General features: G+C 63.8%; 11 protein-coding genes. 5 read left to right on the top strand and 6 right to left on the bottom strand.

The annotated features are described in order from the left end of the window. Nucleotides 1-13 precede the first annotated feature (13 nt). The 3 genes from ACV7NQ_RS48160 to ACV7NQ_RS48170 form a co-directional block, all read right to left on the bottom strand. Nucleotides 14-1,546, bottom strand: coding sequence for a hypothetical protein (locus ACV7NQ_RS48160; protein ID WP_463366265.1), 1,533 nt, complete (start codon nt 1,544-1,546; stop codon nt 14-16). Nucleotides 1,547-2,739: 1,193 nt separating this feature from the next. Next, complete coding sequence (locus tag ACV7NQ_RS48165) at nt 2,740-4,641, bottom strand: hypothetical protein (protein ID WP_463366264.1); 1,902 nt, start codon at nt 4,639-4,641, stop codon at nt 2,740-2,742. 267 nt (nt 4,642-4,908) lie between these two features. Continuing rightward, nucleotides 4,909-5,181, bottom strand: coding sequence for a hypothetical protein (locus ACV7NQ_RS48170; protein ID WP_463366263.1), 273 nt, complete (start codon nt 5,179-5,181; stop codon nt 4,909-4,911). Between the two features lie 291 nt (nt 5,182-5,472). Here ACV7NQ_RS48170 and ACV7NQ_RS48175 point away from each other — a divergent pair, with 291 nt between their 5' ends. The 4 genes from ACV7NQ_RS48175 (at nt 5,473) to ACV7NQ_RS48190 (ending at nt 9,477) form a co-directional block, all read left to right on the top strand. After that, nucleotides 5,473-6,747 (top strand): IS4 family transposase, encoded by a 1,275-nt coding sequence (locus ACV7NQ_RS48175; protein ID WP_463365544.1) that lies wholly within the window; start codon nt 5,473-5,475, stop codon nt 6,745-6,747. Between the two features lie 429 nt (nt 6,748-7,176). Then, the gene (locus tag ACV7NQ_RS48180) at nt 7,177-8,034 is read left to right on the top strand and encodes a DUF5919 domain-containing protein (protein ID WP_463366262.1); all 858 of its coding nucleotides are present in this window, start codon (nt 7,177-7,179) and stop codon (nt 8,032-8,034) included. Continuing rightward, a complete protein-coding gene (locus tag ACV7NQ_RS48185) occupies nt 8,031-8,837 on the top strand; it encodes an inositol monophosphatase family protein (RefSeq protein WP_463366261.1) in 807 nt (268 codons plus the stop codon). The genes ACV7NQ_RS48180 and ACV7NQ_RS48185 overlap by 4 nt, the downstream gene beginning before the upstream one ends. Before the next feature lie 22 nt (nt 8,838-8,859). Next, a complete protein-coding gene (locus ACV7NQ_RS48190) occupies nt 8,860-9,477 on the top strand; it encodes a P-loop nucleotide/nucleoside kinase family protein (RefSeq protein ID WP_463366260.1) in 618 nt (205 codons plus the stop codon). A gap of 432 nt (nt 9,478-9,909) precedes the next feature. Here ACV7NQ_RS48190 and ACV7NQ_RS48195 read toward each other — a convergent pair whose 3' ends face one another. The 3 genes from ACV7NQ_RS48195 to ACV7NQ_RS48205 all read right to left on the bottom strand — a co-directional run bounded on the left by ACV7NQ_RS48195 (nt 9,910) and on the right by ACV7NQ_RS48205 (nt 13,708). Then, entirely contained in the window at nt 9,910-11,496 is a 1,587-nt protein-coding gene (locus ACV7NQ_RS48195; RefSeq protein ID WP_463366259.1) for an integrase, read from the bottom strand. 213 nt (nt 11,497-11,709) lie between these two features. Beyond that, a complete protein-coding gene (locus ACV7NQ_RS48200; protein WP_463366258.1) occupies nt 11,710-12,627 on the bottom strand; it encodes a hypothetical protein in 918 nt (305 codons plus the stop codon). A gap of 142 nt (nt 12,628-12,769) precedes the next feature. Next, complete coding sequence (locus ACV7NQ_RS48205) at nt 12,770-13,708, bottom strand: replication protein RepA (RefSeq protein ID WP_463366257.1); 939 nt, start codon at nt 13,706-13,708, stop codon at nt 12,770-12,772. Nucleotides 13,709-14,645: 937 nt separating this feature from the next. Here ACV7NQ_RS48205 and ACV7NQ_RS48210 point away from each other — a divergent pair. Beyond that, nucleotides 14,646-15,152: a YdcF family protein gene (locus ACV7NQ_RS48210; protein ID WP_463366256.1), complete on the top strand. Its 507-nt coding sequence runs from the start codon at nt 14,646-14,648 to the stop codon at nt 15,150-15,152. Nucleotides 15,153-15,243 lie beyond the last annotated feature (91 nt).

Consider the following 15,243-nt stretch of genomic DNA (forward strand, 5'->3'; position numbering starts at 1 on the left):
TGCGCACCGTGGTCTACACCGCCTCCGTCATCGCCGTGACCAGGCCGGTGTCGGGGTAGAGCGCGGCGAATCCGGTGCTGTGCCAGCAGTCCTCACACACAGCCGATCGCGACGGCACAGTTTCGCGCACGATGCCTGGCTCCGGGCAGAACACGCAGCGGCATTCACCTGCGGCGGCGGTGAGTTCGATCTCGCGGCGGTCCGAGCCTGCGTCGTCGGCACCTGAAATACCGCCTGTGGGGCCCGCAGCCGCGTCATCTTCGACGAGCCAGGACAGTAGCGGCTTCCCGCTCTCCTCAGGCTCAGCGGGCTGTTCAGGGGCCGGTTCAGGGGACTTCTTCGCCAGGCGTGGTTTCTTGTGGTCCATGAGAGCGCGGAATGCCTGGTAGGTGCCATTTTCGATGCGGTCTGTGACCTGTGCGGGCATGTTCCTGGCCCGCTGGCGTTCGGCGGCGGCCTGGTGCTCGGCGGCTCGGCGTGCGGTGCGGCGTGCACGCACCATAGCGGCCGGTTCCGACGGGATCTGAGTGGTCCAGTCGATGCCAGGCAGCAGTGCCCGCAGGAATGCAGCTGGGTTCTGGATCCGGTCCGGCCAGGACAGGCCGCGGTCCTGGTTGTGCTGGTCCATGCGCTTTTTGATGGCGTAGCCGTCGAAAAGGAGGGTGTCGATCCCCACGATGATGAGCACGTCGGTGATCGCGCCGATGTGCCCGTGGTCCAGGCCGATGGATGCGGCGACCAGCTCGGCGGCCGCCTGCTGCGCATGCAACGGCCGTAGCGGCCGCTCCTGGCGTTCTCTGCTGCTTTTTTTCGAGAATTTTCCGCGCCGTGCGTGCGCTCGCGCGCGTTTTGGTGAGTTCTTACCAACTAGAGATTCTTCAAGAACTAAAGTTCTTGAAGATAGGTCCTCCCGGCTGTTGTCCTGGCCTCCACCGGCGGCTACGGCCGCAGCAATGTGTGCACCGCGGGTTAACCGGCCCAGGCTCGCGGACTTGCGGCGAGGCTTCAGCGGTGTTGCCCGGCCGACCGCGGCGCGGGGGACCGTCAAGTGCCAGACGCTGGCGGCCGCAGCCTGGTAGCCGCCATGGTGAGCCAGCGCGGCGACCCGCTCATGCTTGTACAGGTGCCGGCCGGTGGCCATGTCCACGGCGAACCCGAGCTTCAGCACGACGGCGCGGGCGCGTTCTACTGCCGCCTTCTGGAACCCGGACCGCTTGACGATGGTCGCGATCGAGGCAGTGAGGTTGCGGCCGTTGCCCGTATTGGCGGCCGCCGCCATCACCTTGGCGATCTTCAGCACCGTCTTCGCGCAAGTTCGCAGCCGCTTGAGCAGCCCGCGGCCACATTCGGTGTCCAACTCCAGGCGCAGGCAGTGCAGCCACTGCCGCGGGCTGTCCCACACCGGCACCTTGTTGGAGGCGCCGTCCGCGAGCGGCAGCGACCAACTTGTGCCGGTCTGGTGGCGGTTGAGTCCGGCGACGATCTCGGCGTCCGTGCTGTCCAGAGCCGGAGCCACGCCGGGCAGCCAGTCCTTCACTCTGACCACAGGCACCAGCGCTGAAGCGCCGTCAGGGACCGGCAGCGACCAGCTGGCGCCACGCTGACCGGTGTTGAGCTCGGCGATCGTCTGCTCGAGGCGGTCGCGTCGTCGTCGATACCAGCCCGGTGGCGAACCTTCTCGATCAGGAGCGCCGCGCCCGGGCCCGGGCGTGCTTTACCATTGGACCTGCTCAACTGGGCAGTCCTTCCTAGGGACACAAAAGAGGGACGCATCTGCGATTCGCAGGCGTCTTTCGAAGAACAGCGGGTGAGACCAATCGTTGGCGCGATTTTGTTGGGTCACACCACAGCTGCACTGAGGGTGAAGTTAGGTATTGGTCAGGTCAGCAGCACCTCCTCCGGTAGGTGACGGAATGTCCTGGCGCACACCGGAGTCCGGCGGCAGCGGGGCATGCGGGTATCGGCCGCATGCCCCGCGCGCCGGAGTCGCGATCCGGTGCGTGGTCTAAGAGATGGCCGCGGAGCGTACTCGACGTGGCTGCTGATCGTTTTCCTCGGGTGCCGGATGGCATCGGTCTCTGCATGTCCTTCTGGTCAGAGCCGGATGCGACACGCCCCGTGAAATCACCCGGTCCGCTCGGACGATGTCCGAGTGGACCTGTATCGTGATACGCGCGGGCCCTCGTTCGAGGAGTCGCAGCGGACCCCTCATTTGAGGCTTCGCACCCAGCTTGGGTTACGGAACCCCGGATCTCTCTCGCGGCCAAACGAAACGAGACCGGGGTTTCTTGCTGTCGAGCTTCGGTCAGATCGGCCGCTGAGCGGCCATTTGTTGTTCCCACCCCACCACAATCGCACCGAAAAAGCCGTTTGCGACACGCATCCACACCGGGTGTGTGTGGCCAGCGGATTGCCCGCGTCGACTCTGGTAGAGCTCTGAGAGCTGTTGTACCAGGCCCCATTCCGGATTTGAAAGTGCACACCTGCACGGCGCGGCACACCACTGCGCGCCGTGCCGCCACCGAGCTGTCGTCCTGGCCCATCCTGTGCCTCTCACGCCTTCGAGTCGTTCGTGGGGTCTCGCCTGAGCGGTTGTGAGTCATACGACTAAAGCGTCGGGCCGACTGACGGTTTTGACCGCTAGTAGTGCTGACGGTTCGAAATCGCGGAACCGTCAGTGTTTTTGACGGGTTGCTCGTCGTGGATGTGATGGCGGTGGTAGTCCATGACGTCGGTTCCCTACTTCCTCAGCTCGATGACGCGGCCGCCACCGCGGTGCTCGTTGCGGATCTCGGCCGCGGCCTTGCGGATGCTCGCGACGGTTCTGTACGACATCTGGGTTTCCGGTGCCTTCGCGATGGCGTTGTTCGCCGCGCCCGCGTCGATCGCGGTGATGACCGCGGCAACCTCTTCGACCGTCTTGGTCTTGGTGATGCCGCGCGCCTTGACCTGCTCGGCGAGCTCGAACACCGGCGACATCCACTCCGGCAGCTGCCGGGCCGTCGCGGCCGCCGTGACGAGAGGAGCGCCGGTGCGGGCCGGTGCGGGCGCCGGGCTGAGGCGGGGAGACGTCAGCTGGTGCGGGGTGGTGCGGGTCCGCACTGCGGGCTTGGCGTCCGACAGGGGCGGCTCGCCCACCGTTGCCGGTGCCTCGGTGTGCGCCTGGTCGTCGTCGGTGTCGATGTCGCCGGCCGGCGCGCCGACGAGCTCGTCGACGGAGGCATGCGCCGCGTCGGTCGGCTCATTCACTGCGGGCCGTGTACCGGTATCGATGCTGATGTCGGCGTTGTCGCTGGTCTCGGTGCCCGCAGCGGAGCTCTGGTCGGCGCTGTTGAGGTCGTCGATGGCGCTGGTGGTGCGGGTTTCGGTGTCGATCGCGGCGGCGCTGGCTGCGGGGTGCGGGATTTCGGTGCGGGTCCGCACCAACGCCAGTTCAGCGACCGAATCGGCGGTGTCGTGCGGGGTCGCGGCCGCCGCGTCGTCCCGCACTGCGGGCGCAGGTGCGGGTGCGGGTGCGGGGCCCGCAGTGGTGCGGGCCGCTGCGGGGTCGATTGCGGGTGCAGGTGCGGGTGCGGGGTCGATTGCGGGTGCAGGTGCGGGTGCGGGATCGACTGCGGGTGCAGGTGCGGGTGCGGGATCGACTGCGGGTGCGGGGTGACCCGAACCCGCAGTGGTGCGGGTTTCCAGGTGCGGGGTGCGGGTTTCCGCGTCGTCCCGCACTGCGGGTGCGGGCTGCTCCAGTGCGGGTGCGGGGGAGACGTCGACGCGCTCGGCGGTCCGGTGGTGGGTCACAGCGGCGTTGGCGTGTGCGAAGGAGTCCATCGGATCGACGTTCATCCGCGTCAGCTCGGCCAGCCGCGTGGTGATCTCATCGGTTTCGGTAATGGTCTCGGTGGCCCGAATGATCGCGCTCCCGTAGCGGCGCGTTGCTCGGTCGTGGATGGAGAGCGCGACGCCCATCATGACCGGAGCGATCGTGTGGACGACGGTGCCGTAGAAGTTGAAGCGCGTGATGTACGGGAAGGTGTTGAGTCCGATCGTCACCGCCAGCAGAGCCACCTCGATGCCCTTCTGCTTCTCTATCTCCGGTAGCCATTCGACGGTGTCGCTGTCGATGAGCATGATCGCCAGCAGGGAGCCGCTGATCAGAGCCTCCAGCGCGTAGGAGAACCAGAACATCGGATTGCTGGCCCCGCCGGCCGGGGCGATGTTCTGCTGCACGGTGACCGCGGAGTAGAGCATCGACGCGACCATGACGAAGGTCAGGATGCGCAGCACCAGAGTGCGGCGCTTGTACAGGCGCGCGAGGCGCGATTGCGGGCTGGTGGCACGCCGCGCCTCGCTGATGGCGCGCTGCGCCAGGAGCAGCTCCTCGGCCTCACGGTCCGCGAGCGCGGCCACGGTGCTCCGGGTCCGCGCGGCCGCGGCTGCGGCCGAGTCCATCCGGACGAGCTGGTCTTTGCGCTGGTGGTCGCGCATGGCCTCGGCCAGTGCCCGGTTCGCGGCCAGCTCCCGCTTGGACAGCGCATCGACGAGCGCCGGGTCGTGCTGGTGGGCCAGCACGACGCGCGCCTCCTGGACGCGGCGCTCCAGCACATCAGCGGGCAGATCCGCGGACTTCTTCTTCGACAAGATCTTCATCGGAGCATCCCCTTGGGACGAGATACGGGCAGGAGAGCCTGGGCACGTTCACGATGCTCAGACATGTAAACATTCTAACAGTTTAGACTGTTTACAGTTAGTGTGATTCTACTGCAGCAGTCGATCGAAGTCAGCCCCAAAGCCGCGAGCACCGCGCGCCGAAACAATCTCTGCCCCTTTCGAACCGAACGCCCTCCACCACACCGTCACCGCAGCACTCGGCGTGTCGGGAGTTGGCAGCGGTTAACACCCCTGTCGCCGAGGGCGTCACGACGGACGTGTTGAAACCTGGTCGGAGACATAGAAGTCCCGCTCGACGGCGTAGAAATTCAGTTCGCCGTCCTCGGCAACGACCGCGTCGAGAACGCCCTTCTGGTGCAGTAGCAGCAACTCCCGCATCGCAACCACGCCGGCAGGCCCGAGTCTTTTCCGGACCTCGGCGGCCTCCTCGGGGGCCAAACGCTCACTGAACTCTCGATCGGCGAATGCGCTACTGAAAGTGCATGTCTGAGTCGACAAGGACTGGAAGTATGCGGCCATCGGTTCTCTCCTTCCAGGTCATAGGAGGGATGCTCCTACGTATTTATCGAGTGTAGGAGCGTACCTCCTACACGTCCAGGGTTGATTTCAGCCGACCAGCCGTTTTAGCCAGCCACCCTCGGTTCGGCGCAAGCTACGAGAGCGCAAAGCCCTCGGGTTATCGGGGCGTTGAGCTGGGAACCAGTGCCAATGCCACTTAGCTTGACGTGTTTTCGCAGGTCATCGGCATGATTGCGATGTAGTGCCAGCTGGTTGGTCTGTGAGACTGGTTGGTGTGGAGCGTTTTTGGGCGTGTCGGTGCCGGATCGTGTCGGTGCTGGGGTTAGCGTCGCCGACGTGGTGGATGTGGGTGCGGTGTCGTTGATCGATCAGGTGTCGTTGGGTGTGTTGACCGCTGTGGTGGACCGTGATGCGGTGGAGATGGCGATTTCCGAGCACGGCAAGGCGCCCAAGCGTCGTGGTGGGACGTTGCCGCCGCATTTGGTGATGTATTTCGTGGTCGCGTTGGCGTTGTTCGCAGGTGTGGACTACGAGGGGGTGATGCGGAAACTGGTTGGGCCGCTGCGGCTTTGGCGTTGTTGGGATCCGAAGTGGAGTTTGCCGACCTCGGGTGGGATCACCCAGGCCCGGCAGCGGCTGGGGTTCGAGCCGATGAAAACACTGTTCGAGCGGATCGCGGTGCCGGTGGCGTCGCGGCTGACCCTGGACGCGTTCTACGCGCGACGCAGGCTGGTCTCGATTGATGGCATGGTGTTCGACGTGGCCGACACCGAGGCCAACGCAACGGAATTCGGTAAACCGAGCAAGGGAGTGTTGCCACAGGCACGGGTGGTGACGTTGACCGAATGCGGCTCGCATGTGAGCCTGGGCGCGGTGATCGGGCCGGTCGTGGGCAAGGGCACCGGTGAACGCACCGCCGCGGCCGAACTGATCTGGTTACTCGAACCCGGCATGATGTTGGTGTGTGACCAGGGGTTCTACAGTTTCAAACTGTGGTGCCAGGGCGCCGACACCGACGCCGACCTGTTGTGGCGTCTCGGTGACATTATGGACCTGCCGATCGTGGACCGCCTCGGTGACGGCTCCTATGTGACACTGCTTTTCGCGCCCAAAACCCCGGCGAAAATGCGGGCCGAGCTGCTGGAGGCGGCCATAGCCGGGGAGGAGTTGGACTGGGACCGGACTCGTTTCGCCCGCGTCATCGAGTACGAGATCACCGACCGTGGCGAAGGCGGTGAGCTGATCTGCCTGCTCACCACCATCCTCGACCCGCACGAGGCACCCTCGCTGATCCTGGCCGAGGCCTATCACCAACGCTGGGAACACGAAGCCGCGAACAGGCAAATCAAGACGCAGCTCCGCGGCCCCGCCAAAACCCTGCGCTCGCAAACCCCGGACATGGTCCGCCAGGAAATATACGGATTCCTCATCGCCCACTACGCGATCTGCTCGCTGATCTGCCGGGCCGCGGTCGAGACCGGCATCGATCCCGACCGCGTGAAGTTCACCCAGACCGTCCGACTCGCCCGCGACACCATCGCAGGCCCGGACGGTTTTTCCCCCTGACCGCCAACTCGAGCTCCACACCGAACTCGCCGAACAGATCACCGCAAAACGCCACCTCAACCCCCGCCGCCACCGCTCCTACCCCCGCGTCGTCAAACGCGCCAGACACAACAGCTTCCGAGTAAAACGCAAGGCAGACAAGGGAACCCGTCACACCGGACCCGCTACCATCCGGCTGGCCAACCAAAGCTGCATCACGCCGACACAACGACGACCATCCGCAAAACCGCCGGTCACAGCTCTACAGGGGGCGAGCTAAGCGGCATTGGAACCAGTGCCGGACATCAACAAGGTATCGGCGTGCCAGGTATCGTCTCGCCGCCGCAAATGTCTCACCTTGCGCGCTTGTGTCTCTTCCTTGTCTCTTCCTTGTCTCCTCCGGCGTACCCTTCGGTCAACACTGATGTTTCATACTGAAGGCAGGCGGCTATGGGCACCGTCTTGAAAGCTCTTCTCCAGCAACGTCACCTGCAAACGGTCTCGTCGTTCAACCGCGAGTACGACCAGCTCGCGAGAACCCTGGAGCCCGAACTTGTTGGGGGTGGCCCGCGGAAAGCGCAGTTCTACCGGTGGCTTGCTGGTGATGTTTCCCGCTTGCCCTATCCGCACCACTGCCGGATCCTTCAGGCCATGTTCCCCGAATGGAAGATCGCGGAGTTGTTCGAGGAATTCTCGGGGGATCCAGATGATCTGGTGCGGCATCCTGAGCCACCGCGACCACGAGGAACTTCCAGCCGGGGCGAAATGGCCGATGTCGAGGCGGTTTTCGCGACTCGACTGGACTTCATGCGGGCGATGCCGCCGCAGGAACTGTTCGAGACGGCTCAGCAGATCGACATGGCCGGACTGTCCTTGAACATGTTGTGCCAGCAGTATTCCGACTCCGACATCGTGCGGCTGTTGGACACCGGGACGGTCATTCGATGCCTGTTCCTTGATCCGGACGGCACCAGCATTCGGGATCGAGAGATCGAGGAGGGGCATCCGGCGGGGCTGCTGACAAACCTCACCGACACGAATATCCGCACCCTTGAACGCATTCGGAACAAAACCAGCCCGAGCGCGCCCGGTTCGCTGCTGATCCGTGTCTACGACCAGCCAATCCGGTTCAACATCACGATCATTGACGCCGCCGTGTGCGTCATGCAGCCATACATGCCTACGGCGCGGGGTGTCGAGTCTCCAACCTTCGTGGCGCGCAAGTCCAGCGGGCGGGGGATCTTCACTACGTTCTCCGATGTTTTCGAGAGCATGTGGGTCGACAGCGGGGAAAGGCGCGTCCAATGAGCTTTGAGGTGGCAGCGATGCTCGATGTGGCGAGAGTGGCCGTGGCGCGCGGTTGCGAGCTGCTGCGCACCGTCGGGCCGGGTGAAGTGCGCAGCAAGGACGACCGTGATTTCGTGACCGACCTCGATATGCGTATCCAGGAAACGGTGCGGCGATATCTGCAGGGCGCCGCCGAGGGCATCGACTTTCTGGGGGAAGAGGCCGACGGCGCCGAAACGGCTGTCGGTTCGCGATATCGGTGGATTCTCGACCCGATTGACGGAACATCGAACTTCATCCACGGCCTGCCGCTGTGCGCGGTCTCCTTGGCATTGACCTGCGACGATGTGCCGATAGTCGGCGTGATCGGCGCACCGTTCCTCGACCTGGAATATCACGCATCCACTGGGAAAGGCGCGATCTGCAATGGCCGACGCATTACCGCGAGCGCCACGGATTTGTTGTCGAACGCCATCGTCTCGATCGGTGACTACGCCGTCGGTGCGGGCGCGGCGGTAAAGAACCGGCAGCGGCTCGCTGTGACGGCCGCGCTCGCCGAGCAGATCGAGCGGGTTCGGATGTTGGGCTCAGCCGCGCTGGATCTTGTGTGGGTCGCCGAGGGACGCATCGACGCTTGTGTGCTTTTGTCGAATAAACCGTGGGATGTCGCGGCCGGAGTATTGATCGCGCGCGAGGCCGGCGCGATCGTCACCGACTCCGACGGCAGTGGCCACACCCTGTCATCCGCTCACACGATCGCAGCGAATCCGCAGATCTCCGACGCTCTGCTGAAGCTGCTTGCGGCGACCGATCCCCCTTCCTGATCAGGGGGTGAAGGAGAACTTGATGCGACCAGCGAGTCAGCCCCAACCATTTGCCGTCGCGCAGTTCGTGATGACTCGCGAGCTGGACCGGATCGCGGCTGCAACGGACACCGGCGTCACGATCGTGTGTGGTTTTCCGGCGTCGGGAAAGTCGACAGCGGCCCGTCATCTCACCGAAGTCATGGGCGCCGTGCTCATCGACAAGGACAGCTTCGCGCCCGAGCTCGAAGAGTCCGTTATGACCGAGCTGACCGGCGACCCGCACGACCGGGACAGCAGCGTCTACGCGCGGATCATCAACCCACACATCTACAGCGCCCTGATCCGCCACGCGCTCATCACTGGCCACCGCACGCCGGTGGTTGTCGACGCGCCGTTCCTTGGTCACGTCCGATGCGCTGCCCAGCAGGGAATCTCACTCGGCGAGTACATCGAGTCATCCGTGTCAGCACCGGCGCGGCAGGTCCAGACCATCTGGGTGTCGGCCGAACCTGACCAGATCCGTGAGCGGATGGCCCGCCGGGGCGCACCTCGCGACGCCGGAAAACTGGCCAACTGGGACGCATATCGGAACGAGGTCCTGGAACAGGGAACTGGCGATTTGGCCGCCGCCGTCGTGGACTACGTAGTACGAAACTAATCTCGCAAGCCCGAGCGAGCGATGCTGGTCAGGCCAGTGATTTCAGTCGACCAACCGTTTTGGCCGACCCCCTTCGTTCCAGGCGATGATCGTCTGTGGTTCCCAGATCGGTGAGCCCGCGACACGATCAAATGGTTCCGGCAGGCGACCTGCCGATAGGTACGAGCTCACCGTCTGTGGTGACCAGCCCAAGTAATCCGCAACGTCTCGCCGGGTCCAGTACGGCGCTTTCGGATCCAGCGGTGTGCTCATACCTCTGATCGTAGGAGCAAACCTCCGACTGGCTAAAGTGCGGCCTATCGATCGGATTCCGTTCGTAAAACGCCTCAGGCGGTGCGGCGCGGTCGAACGGTGGCCAGAGCGCGCATCGCGTCGGCACGCGAAATGGGCTGATCGTCGGCGAGTGCGGCCAATGGCACTACGCGCTCCCGCTCACCGCCCTGGCAGTTCCATGATTTCGAGCAGGTTGCCGGCGTTATCTGCGGTGGCGGGCACGAGATAGTCAAGGTTGGTCGCGACCATCGCGGCCAGAGCGATAGGACGGATCCCAAACTTGAGCCCGACATGGATTAGCCGATCCACACCGGCGCCGATCAGGGGAGACATGGTCTCAGAGATCGGATGCAGGTTGTCGGCGTGTGTTTTCCCGCCGTGCACGATCAGGTTTCGCTTGCGGTAGAACCGCACGAACTCGTTGGTGAGGATGTCAGCGATTTTGCGGACTTCGGGTCCTGGGCCGACCAGGAACGGGGTCAGGCGCTTGATCGCCAGATTGTCGACGTCGCTCGGCATCGTGACCGGCGTGCCCGAGCACAGGTGCTGCTGAAACCGCTTGGCGCGGCTGAGATTGTCGGGGCAGTCCGTCAGCTCTCGGGCAAGGGCGTCGTCGTTGCTGTTGCGGTAGTTGTGGGCAAGCCTGGTTAGCTCGGCGCGGGGCATACTTGCGGCGACGATGAGTGAAAACCGTTCGGCCCCAACAACGTCGCGGTCGTCTGGACCTACCAGCAACGACTCGATGGCCGACCAGCCGCTCATGATGGCCAGGTGAGCGGCCCCAGTTCGGACAGGCTGAATTAGCGCCAAGGCGCTGGTGATGTAGTCGGGCATCTGCAAGTCCTGCAATTGATCGAGGCGCTCGAAGGAGCGCACATCGAGCATGCGATTGGTGGCCTGAGTGGCGAAGATCTTCCCCTTCTCCTTCGACCACATCTGTTTCGCGAGCTGGATCTGAGGGCGGCCACCTACTTGGAACTTCGCCTCGAGATCGGAGATCCGGGCGCGAGCGCGGTCGGCGGCGGAGTTGATCTCCTTTGCGCACACTTCCAGCAGGAACGACCCCTGGTAGCGGATCGAGTCGGCATCGGGTGCGTGCTGCTTCTTCCACCCCGCGGTATCCACTGCGGTCAACCAGCCCGGCGCGCGGTCAGGGGTGATCTCGAACGGCGTGTTGTTGGTGATCGGCACGCAGAAGGTGAAGACCCGTTCGGGCTTGGAGAGCCGGTCCGCGGCCGTGTTCAGGAAATCCGGGACCGTGAAGGTGCCGCTTTGCTGCATGCTTCCGATCCAGGTGTGAAGACTGCTCTTGTGATAGCCGGAATCGAGGATGTGGGCGGCGATCCGCCGTGCCGCCCCCTCCACATCGATCGGTTTGCCCTTGTCGAATTCGGCGGCCCAGTTCGACAAATACGACTGGTCCGTGCGTCGCACATGTTCGGACAGCTGCACGTAGGAGTGGCTCCCGGTGGTGATTCCGGGGTTGATCGCGCCGGCCGCTTTGCCGACAACGTTGCGCAAGGTACCGAGACCAGGATCGGTTTGCAGCAGGTGCTTGGCGTACGCGCGCAGATCCTCAACCGCGCTGACCGACATACCCGGCGTGACGCTCTCATCCAGCAGTTCCCGAGCGATCTGTAGGGTCCCTCCACGCCACAACCGACGATGCCATGGAGTTCCGCTGGACGCGATCTCACGAACCCGCGTGATGAACCCCTTTTGACCAGCCTTCTCGACGATCGCCACGACGTGTTACGCTACAGACGTAAGTGGGCGCAGTCGTTCTGCTTCTGCAGAGCCATCAGCCCACTCCCTTCGTAGATAGACCGAAGGCTGAAGCGCCCCCAGATTTTCTGGGGGCGCTTCGTCGTTTACGGGTCAGCCGAACCAGCGAATCTCACCGGCGCACGGTCTATCTGCCTGACAGGCACCGCACACAGCTTGAGCGCGCAGCAACGCTCAGGTCAGCGGTCGATCGGGCATGCTGTGGCCCCGACTGCGAGCCTCTGCAGCGACGCGCTTTCCTGGTTGCATGCTTCCGTCTCGCAAGACGATCCAGCCATGCGTGGCGATCCACCGGGATTGTGCCGTCGCATCATCGGCATCGAGGAATAACCGGAGACCGTCCTGGTCGGTGGCTGATTCGGCGATCTGCGCCCAATCCGGGCTGTGGCCGTGAATGGCTTGATGGATGCTGATGTAGGCGGCGGTGAAATAGCCGATGTCCTCGTGCGGAGCCTTTGAGATTTCGTCGCCGAGGTGGCGGCGGTGGAACCGCCGCCCGGTGCATAAGGAGCGTTCCTGGGTGTTGAACGCGATCCACCCCAATTTCCGGGCCGTCAGGAAGATGGCTGGTCGGAAGTCCTTGCCGAGGTACGCCATGCCGGTCGCCTCGGTCCACCACTGCGCAACCTCGGGGGCGGCCACAGCCTCGCTCCAGTGCGGGCCGGTGCCGTGCTCGCGCCAATGTGCTGCCACCGCTTCGGCCAGCAGCTTGCTGAGAGCTTTCGCGTCCTTGGTCGTGGCGATGACCTTCTTCGCGCGCTGTTGCCTGGCGAACCATTCGTGCGTTCTGGCCAGCTTCTTCGCGGACTTGGTGGGCGCCGACCCCTCAGTAGGAACCGCTTTCAGAACAGCCACAGGCGTGGGCGTCTGCCCAACTTTCAGCAGCCACATCACCTTGGCGGCGGAATCACTGTCCGCGGCTGGCGGGATCAGGGGTTCTCGTTTCGCGAACCCGTACCGTGCCGGAAACATCGCGCGCGACAGCAATATGGCTGCCTGCTGATCGCTGGCCAACTCGGTCGCAGCGAGCCAGCGCTCAGCCTCTTGATCGGTCGGTTCCGCACCGTTCTTGACTTTTACCGCGGTGGACACTGTTCAGCCTCCCGAACGCTTAAGTCACCGAATACCTTCGCCGCGCCGAGGATGGCACCCGAGTTCGCACCAATCGCTGATTCCTAACTGGTGTGTCCCGCCCACGATTCGGTCGACCAGAAGTGGGCTGAGCCAACCGGAACTATTGGCCGCGTTCCAAGGCCAGGAAGCCGGGACTCTTGCGTACGTGGGTGAGGCTGGGGCGCAGCACCAGGCCTGAGTCGGTGACGTCCACGTTCGCCTCCTTGTACACCGTGGTCACCTCGGCGAGGCGCTTCTTGAAATCGCGTTTGAACTGGTAGTTGCCCTGTTTGGTGTCGGCGAGCTCGGATCCGAACTGGCCTTTGAGCGAGGCCCACGGCACGGTGGTCTGCTTCCTCAGTCGCGACATGCGGTAGGTCAACCAGGTGTAGATATCCAGCCGCATCGGCGACTCGCGCAGCAGCATCAGCGCCTGCATGTCCACAGGCACCGGGGCTTCAACGACCTGCTCGAAGAACTCCGGGGACAACCGCACCATGGACTCCATCAGCGACGGCTGGTCATCTTCGGCGCCCGGTTTCCACCACAGGTCATATCCCGACGCCACCGACATTTGGGCGCCCAACTGCCGGTGCTCGTCGCCGATGTACTCCACGGAGACCGTGGACCGGAAAAGGCGTTCCATCTGCTGCTTGGCGCGGGTGCCGTTGCCTTTCCTGCCGCCGCTGGGTAGCTCGTGGTCCTTTATCAGCCCGACTTTGCGCATGAACTCGGTCAGGCTCGCACCCAACACCAGGTCTCGATTCTTCGTGCGGACCGCTTCGGTGCTCATCCACGTCAGGATCAGCCGCGGGATGCTGCCGAACGGGTATCCGAGCGACTTGGCCTCGCCGTCCGGGCCGAAGATCACCCCCGGTCGCACGATGAGCTGGGTGTTGCCGTTGACCCGCCGCCACGCCGCAGGATTGTCTTTGGGCTCCTTGTACGGCAGGGAGGTTTGGGTGAACAGCCGCGCCAAGTAACCGATTTCGGGTTCGGCGTCCCACAGTTCAACCGCAGCGTTGAAGAAGTCCAGGTCGCTGCGTTTCTGCCGGGGCATGCTGGCCAGCCTGCCAGACCATCGAGCCCTTGTGGCGGTACCGCTCGCATACCTTGCCGACCGTTGCGGGCGCCGCACCAGGAATCGCACCACTGCTCGCATACCTTGCCGACCCGAGACGGTTATCCACGCATACCTTGCCGACCAGCTCCGATGCGGTGTTGTCCTCGCATACCTTGCCGACCCATCCTCAATCTGGGGACGAGCGGCTGCTGCCAGCAAGTTGTCCTCGCATACCTTGCCGACCAGGACGGCCGTGTTTTCCCAGGAACGCACGAATACTTTGCCGACCGACTCGCATACCTTGCCGACCACGACCCTGCATTTGCGCAGGTGACACGCACAAAATCGAGTCGGCCTTTAGTTCTTTCCTTTAGAGATCTACCTCTAGTAGGCTGACCCCGGCTGTGAATGGATTCCAGCCCAAACCACAGGAATTCTCGCCCTGACCAGGGCTTTCCAGCTGTTTTCGGCGGCTAGGTCCGTGGCGGACGGTGCATCAAGGCCGTTCGGCTGCGCCTACGGATGGACTTGTTAGGTCGCTGGGCGTCGGTGCTGGCGATACAGGAACGCGTCGCTGCGCTGCGTAGTCCACCAGGCACGGATTTGCTCATCGCTGCCTCATGGAGATTCAGGGATGCGGTGACCCGCCATCTCGAACCCGGCTGCAGTAATGGTGGCCATGCTCGGTCGAGTTCGCGCGCGGAGTACATGCGGCATCCCGATTCTCCTGGACATACGACTTCAAACTGCCTGACTGAAGGGACTCCACCATGCCGTCGACGACACTTCCTTCTAGTGATCTCCGTTCCGACGTCGAAATCCTTTGGGAGTACAACCAATTGAACGATGAGGTGCGGCCAGTCGATGTAGCAATCGGACTCGGCAGTCACGACCTGGGGTCGCCACCTACACGGCTGACCTTTACCACCTGGGCATGGCCCCGCTGATCGTCTTCACCGGCGCAAACGCGCCCACGACCGTCGAGCGTTTTCCCCGTGGAGAAGCCGTGCACTACCGCGAGCACGCCCTCAGCCTTGGTGTTTCGGACAGCGCGATCCTGGTCGAGCCCAAGGCCACCAACACTGGTGACAACATCGACTTCACCCGAGAGGTTCTCCGCGAACACGGTGAGCTGGACAAGATTCGGTCCGTCATCCTCATCTCTCGGCCGTACCAGCAGCGTCGCAGCTGGGCTATCTGCCGCAAGCGGTGGCCGGAGGTAGACGTCCTCTGCTCATCTCTTCCGTTGCCGCTCGACGAGTACATCAGCAGCATCGGCGACGTCGACCGTGTGATCAACATGCTGGTAGGTGACACCCAGCGGCTCTGGGTCTATCCCACCAAGGGATGGGCCGTCGAAGTACCCATTCCTGACGACGTGTGCCGGGCATACTCGCGGCTCGTCGACGCGGGGTACACCAGTCGCCTACTCGCGGCCTGAACTATCGGCTCGCTCGAGCAAGGCCCGGCGCACCGGCAGCTCGATTCAGAACAGCACCCAGTCAGCGGCGACAGCGGCCCGCGGCATCAAG

The sequence above is a fragment of the Nocardia sp. Tas62D01 genome, from assembly GCF_055232035.1.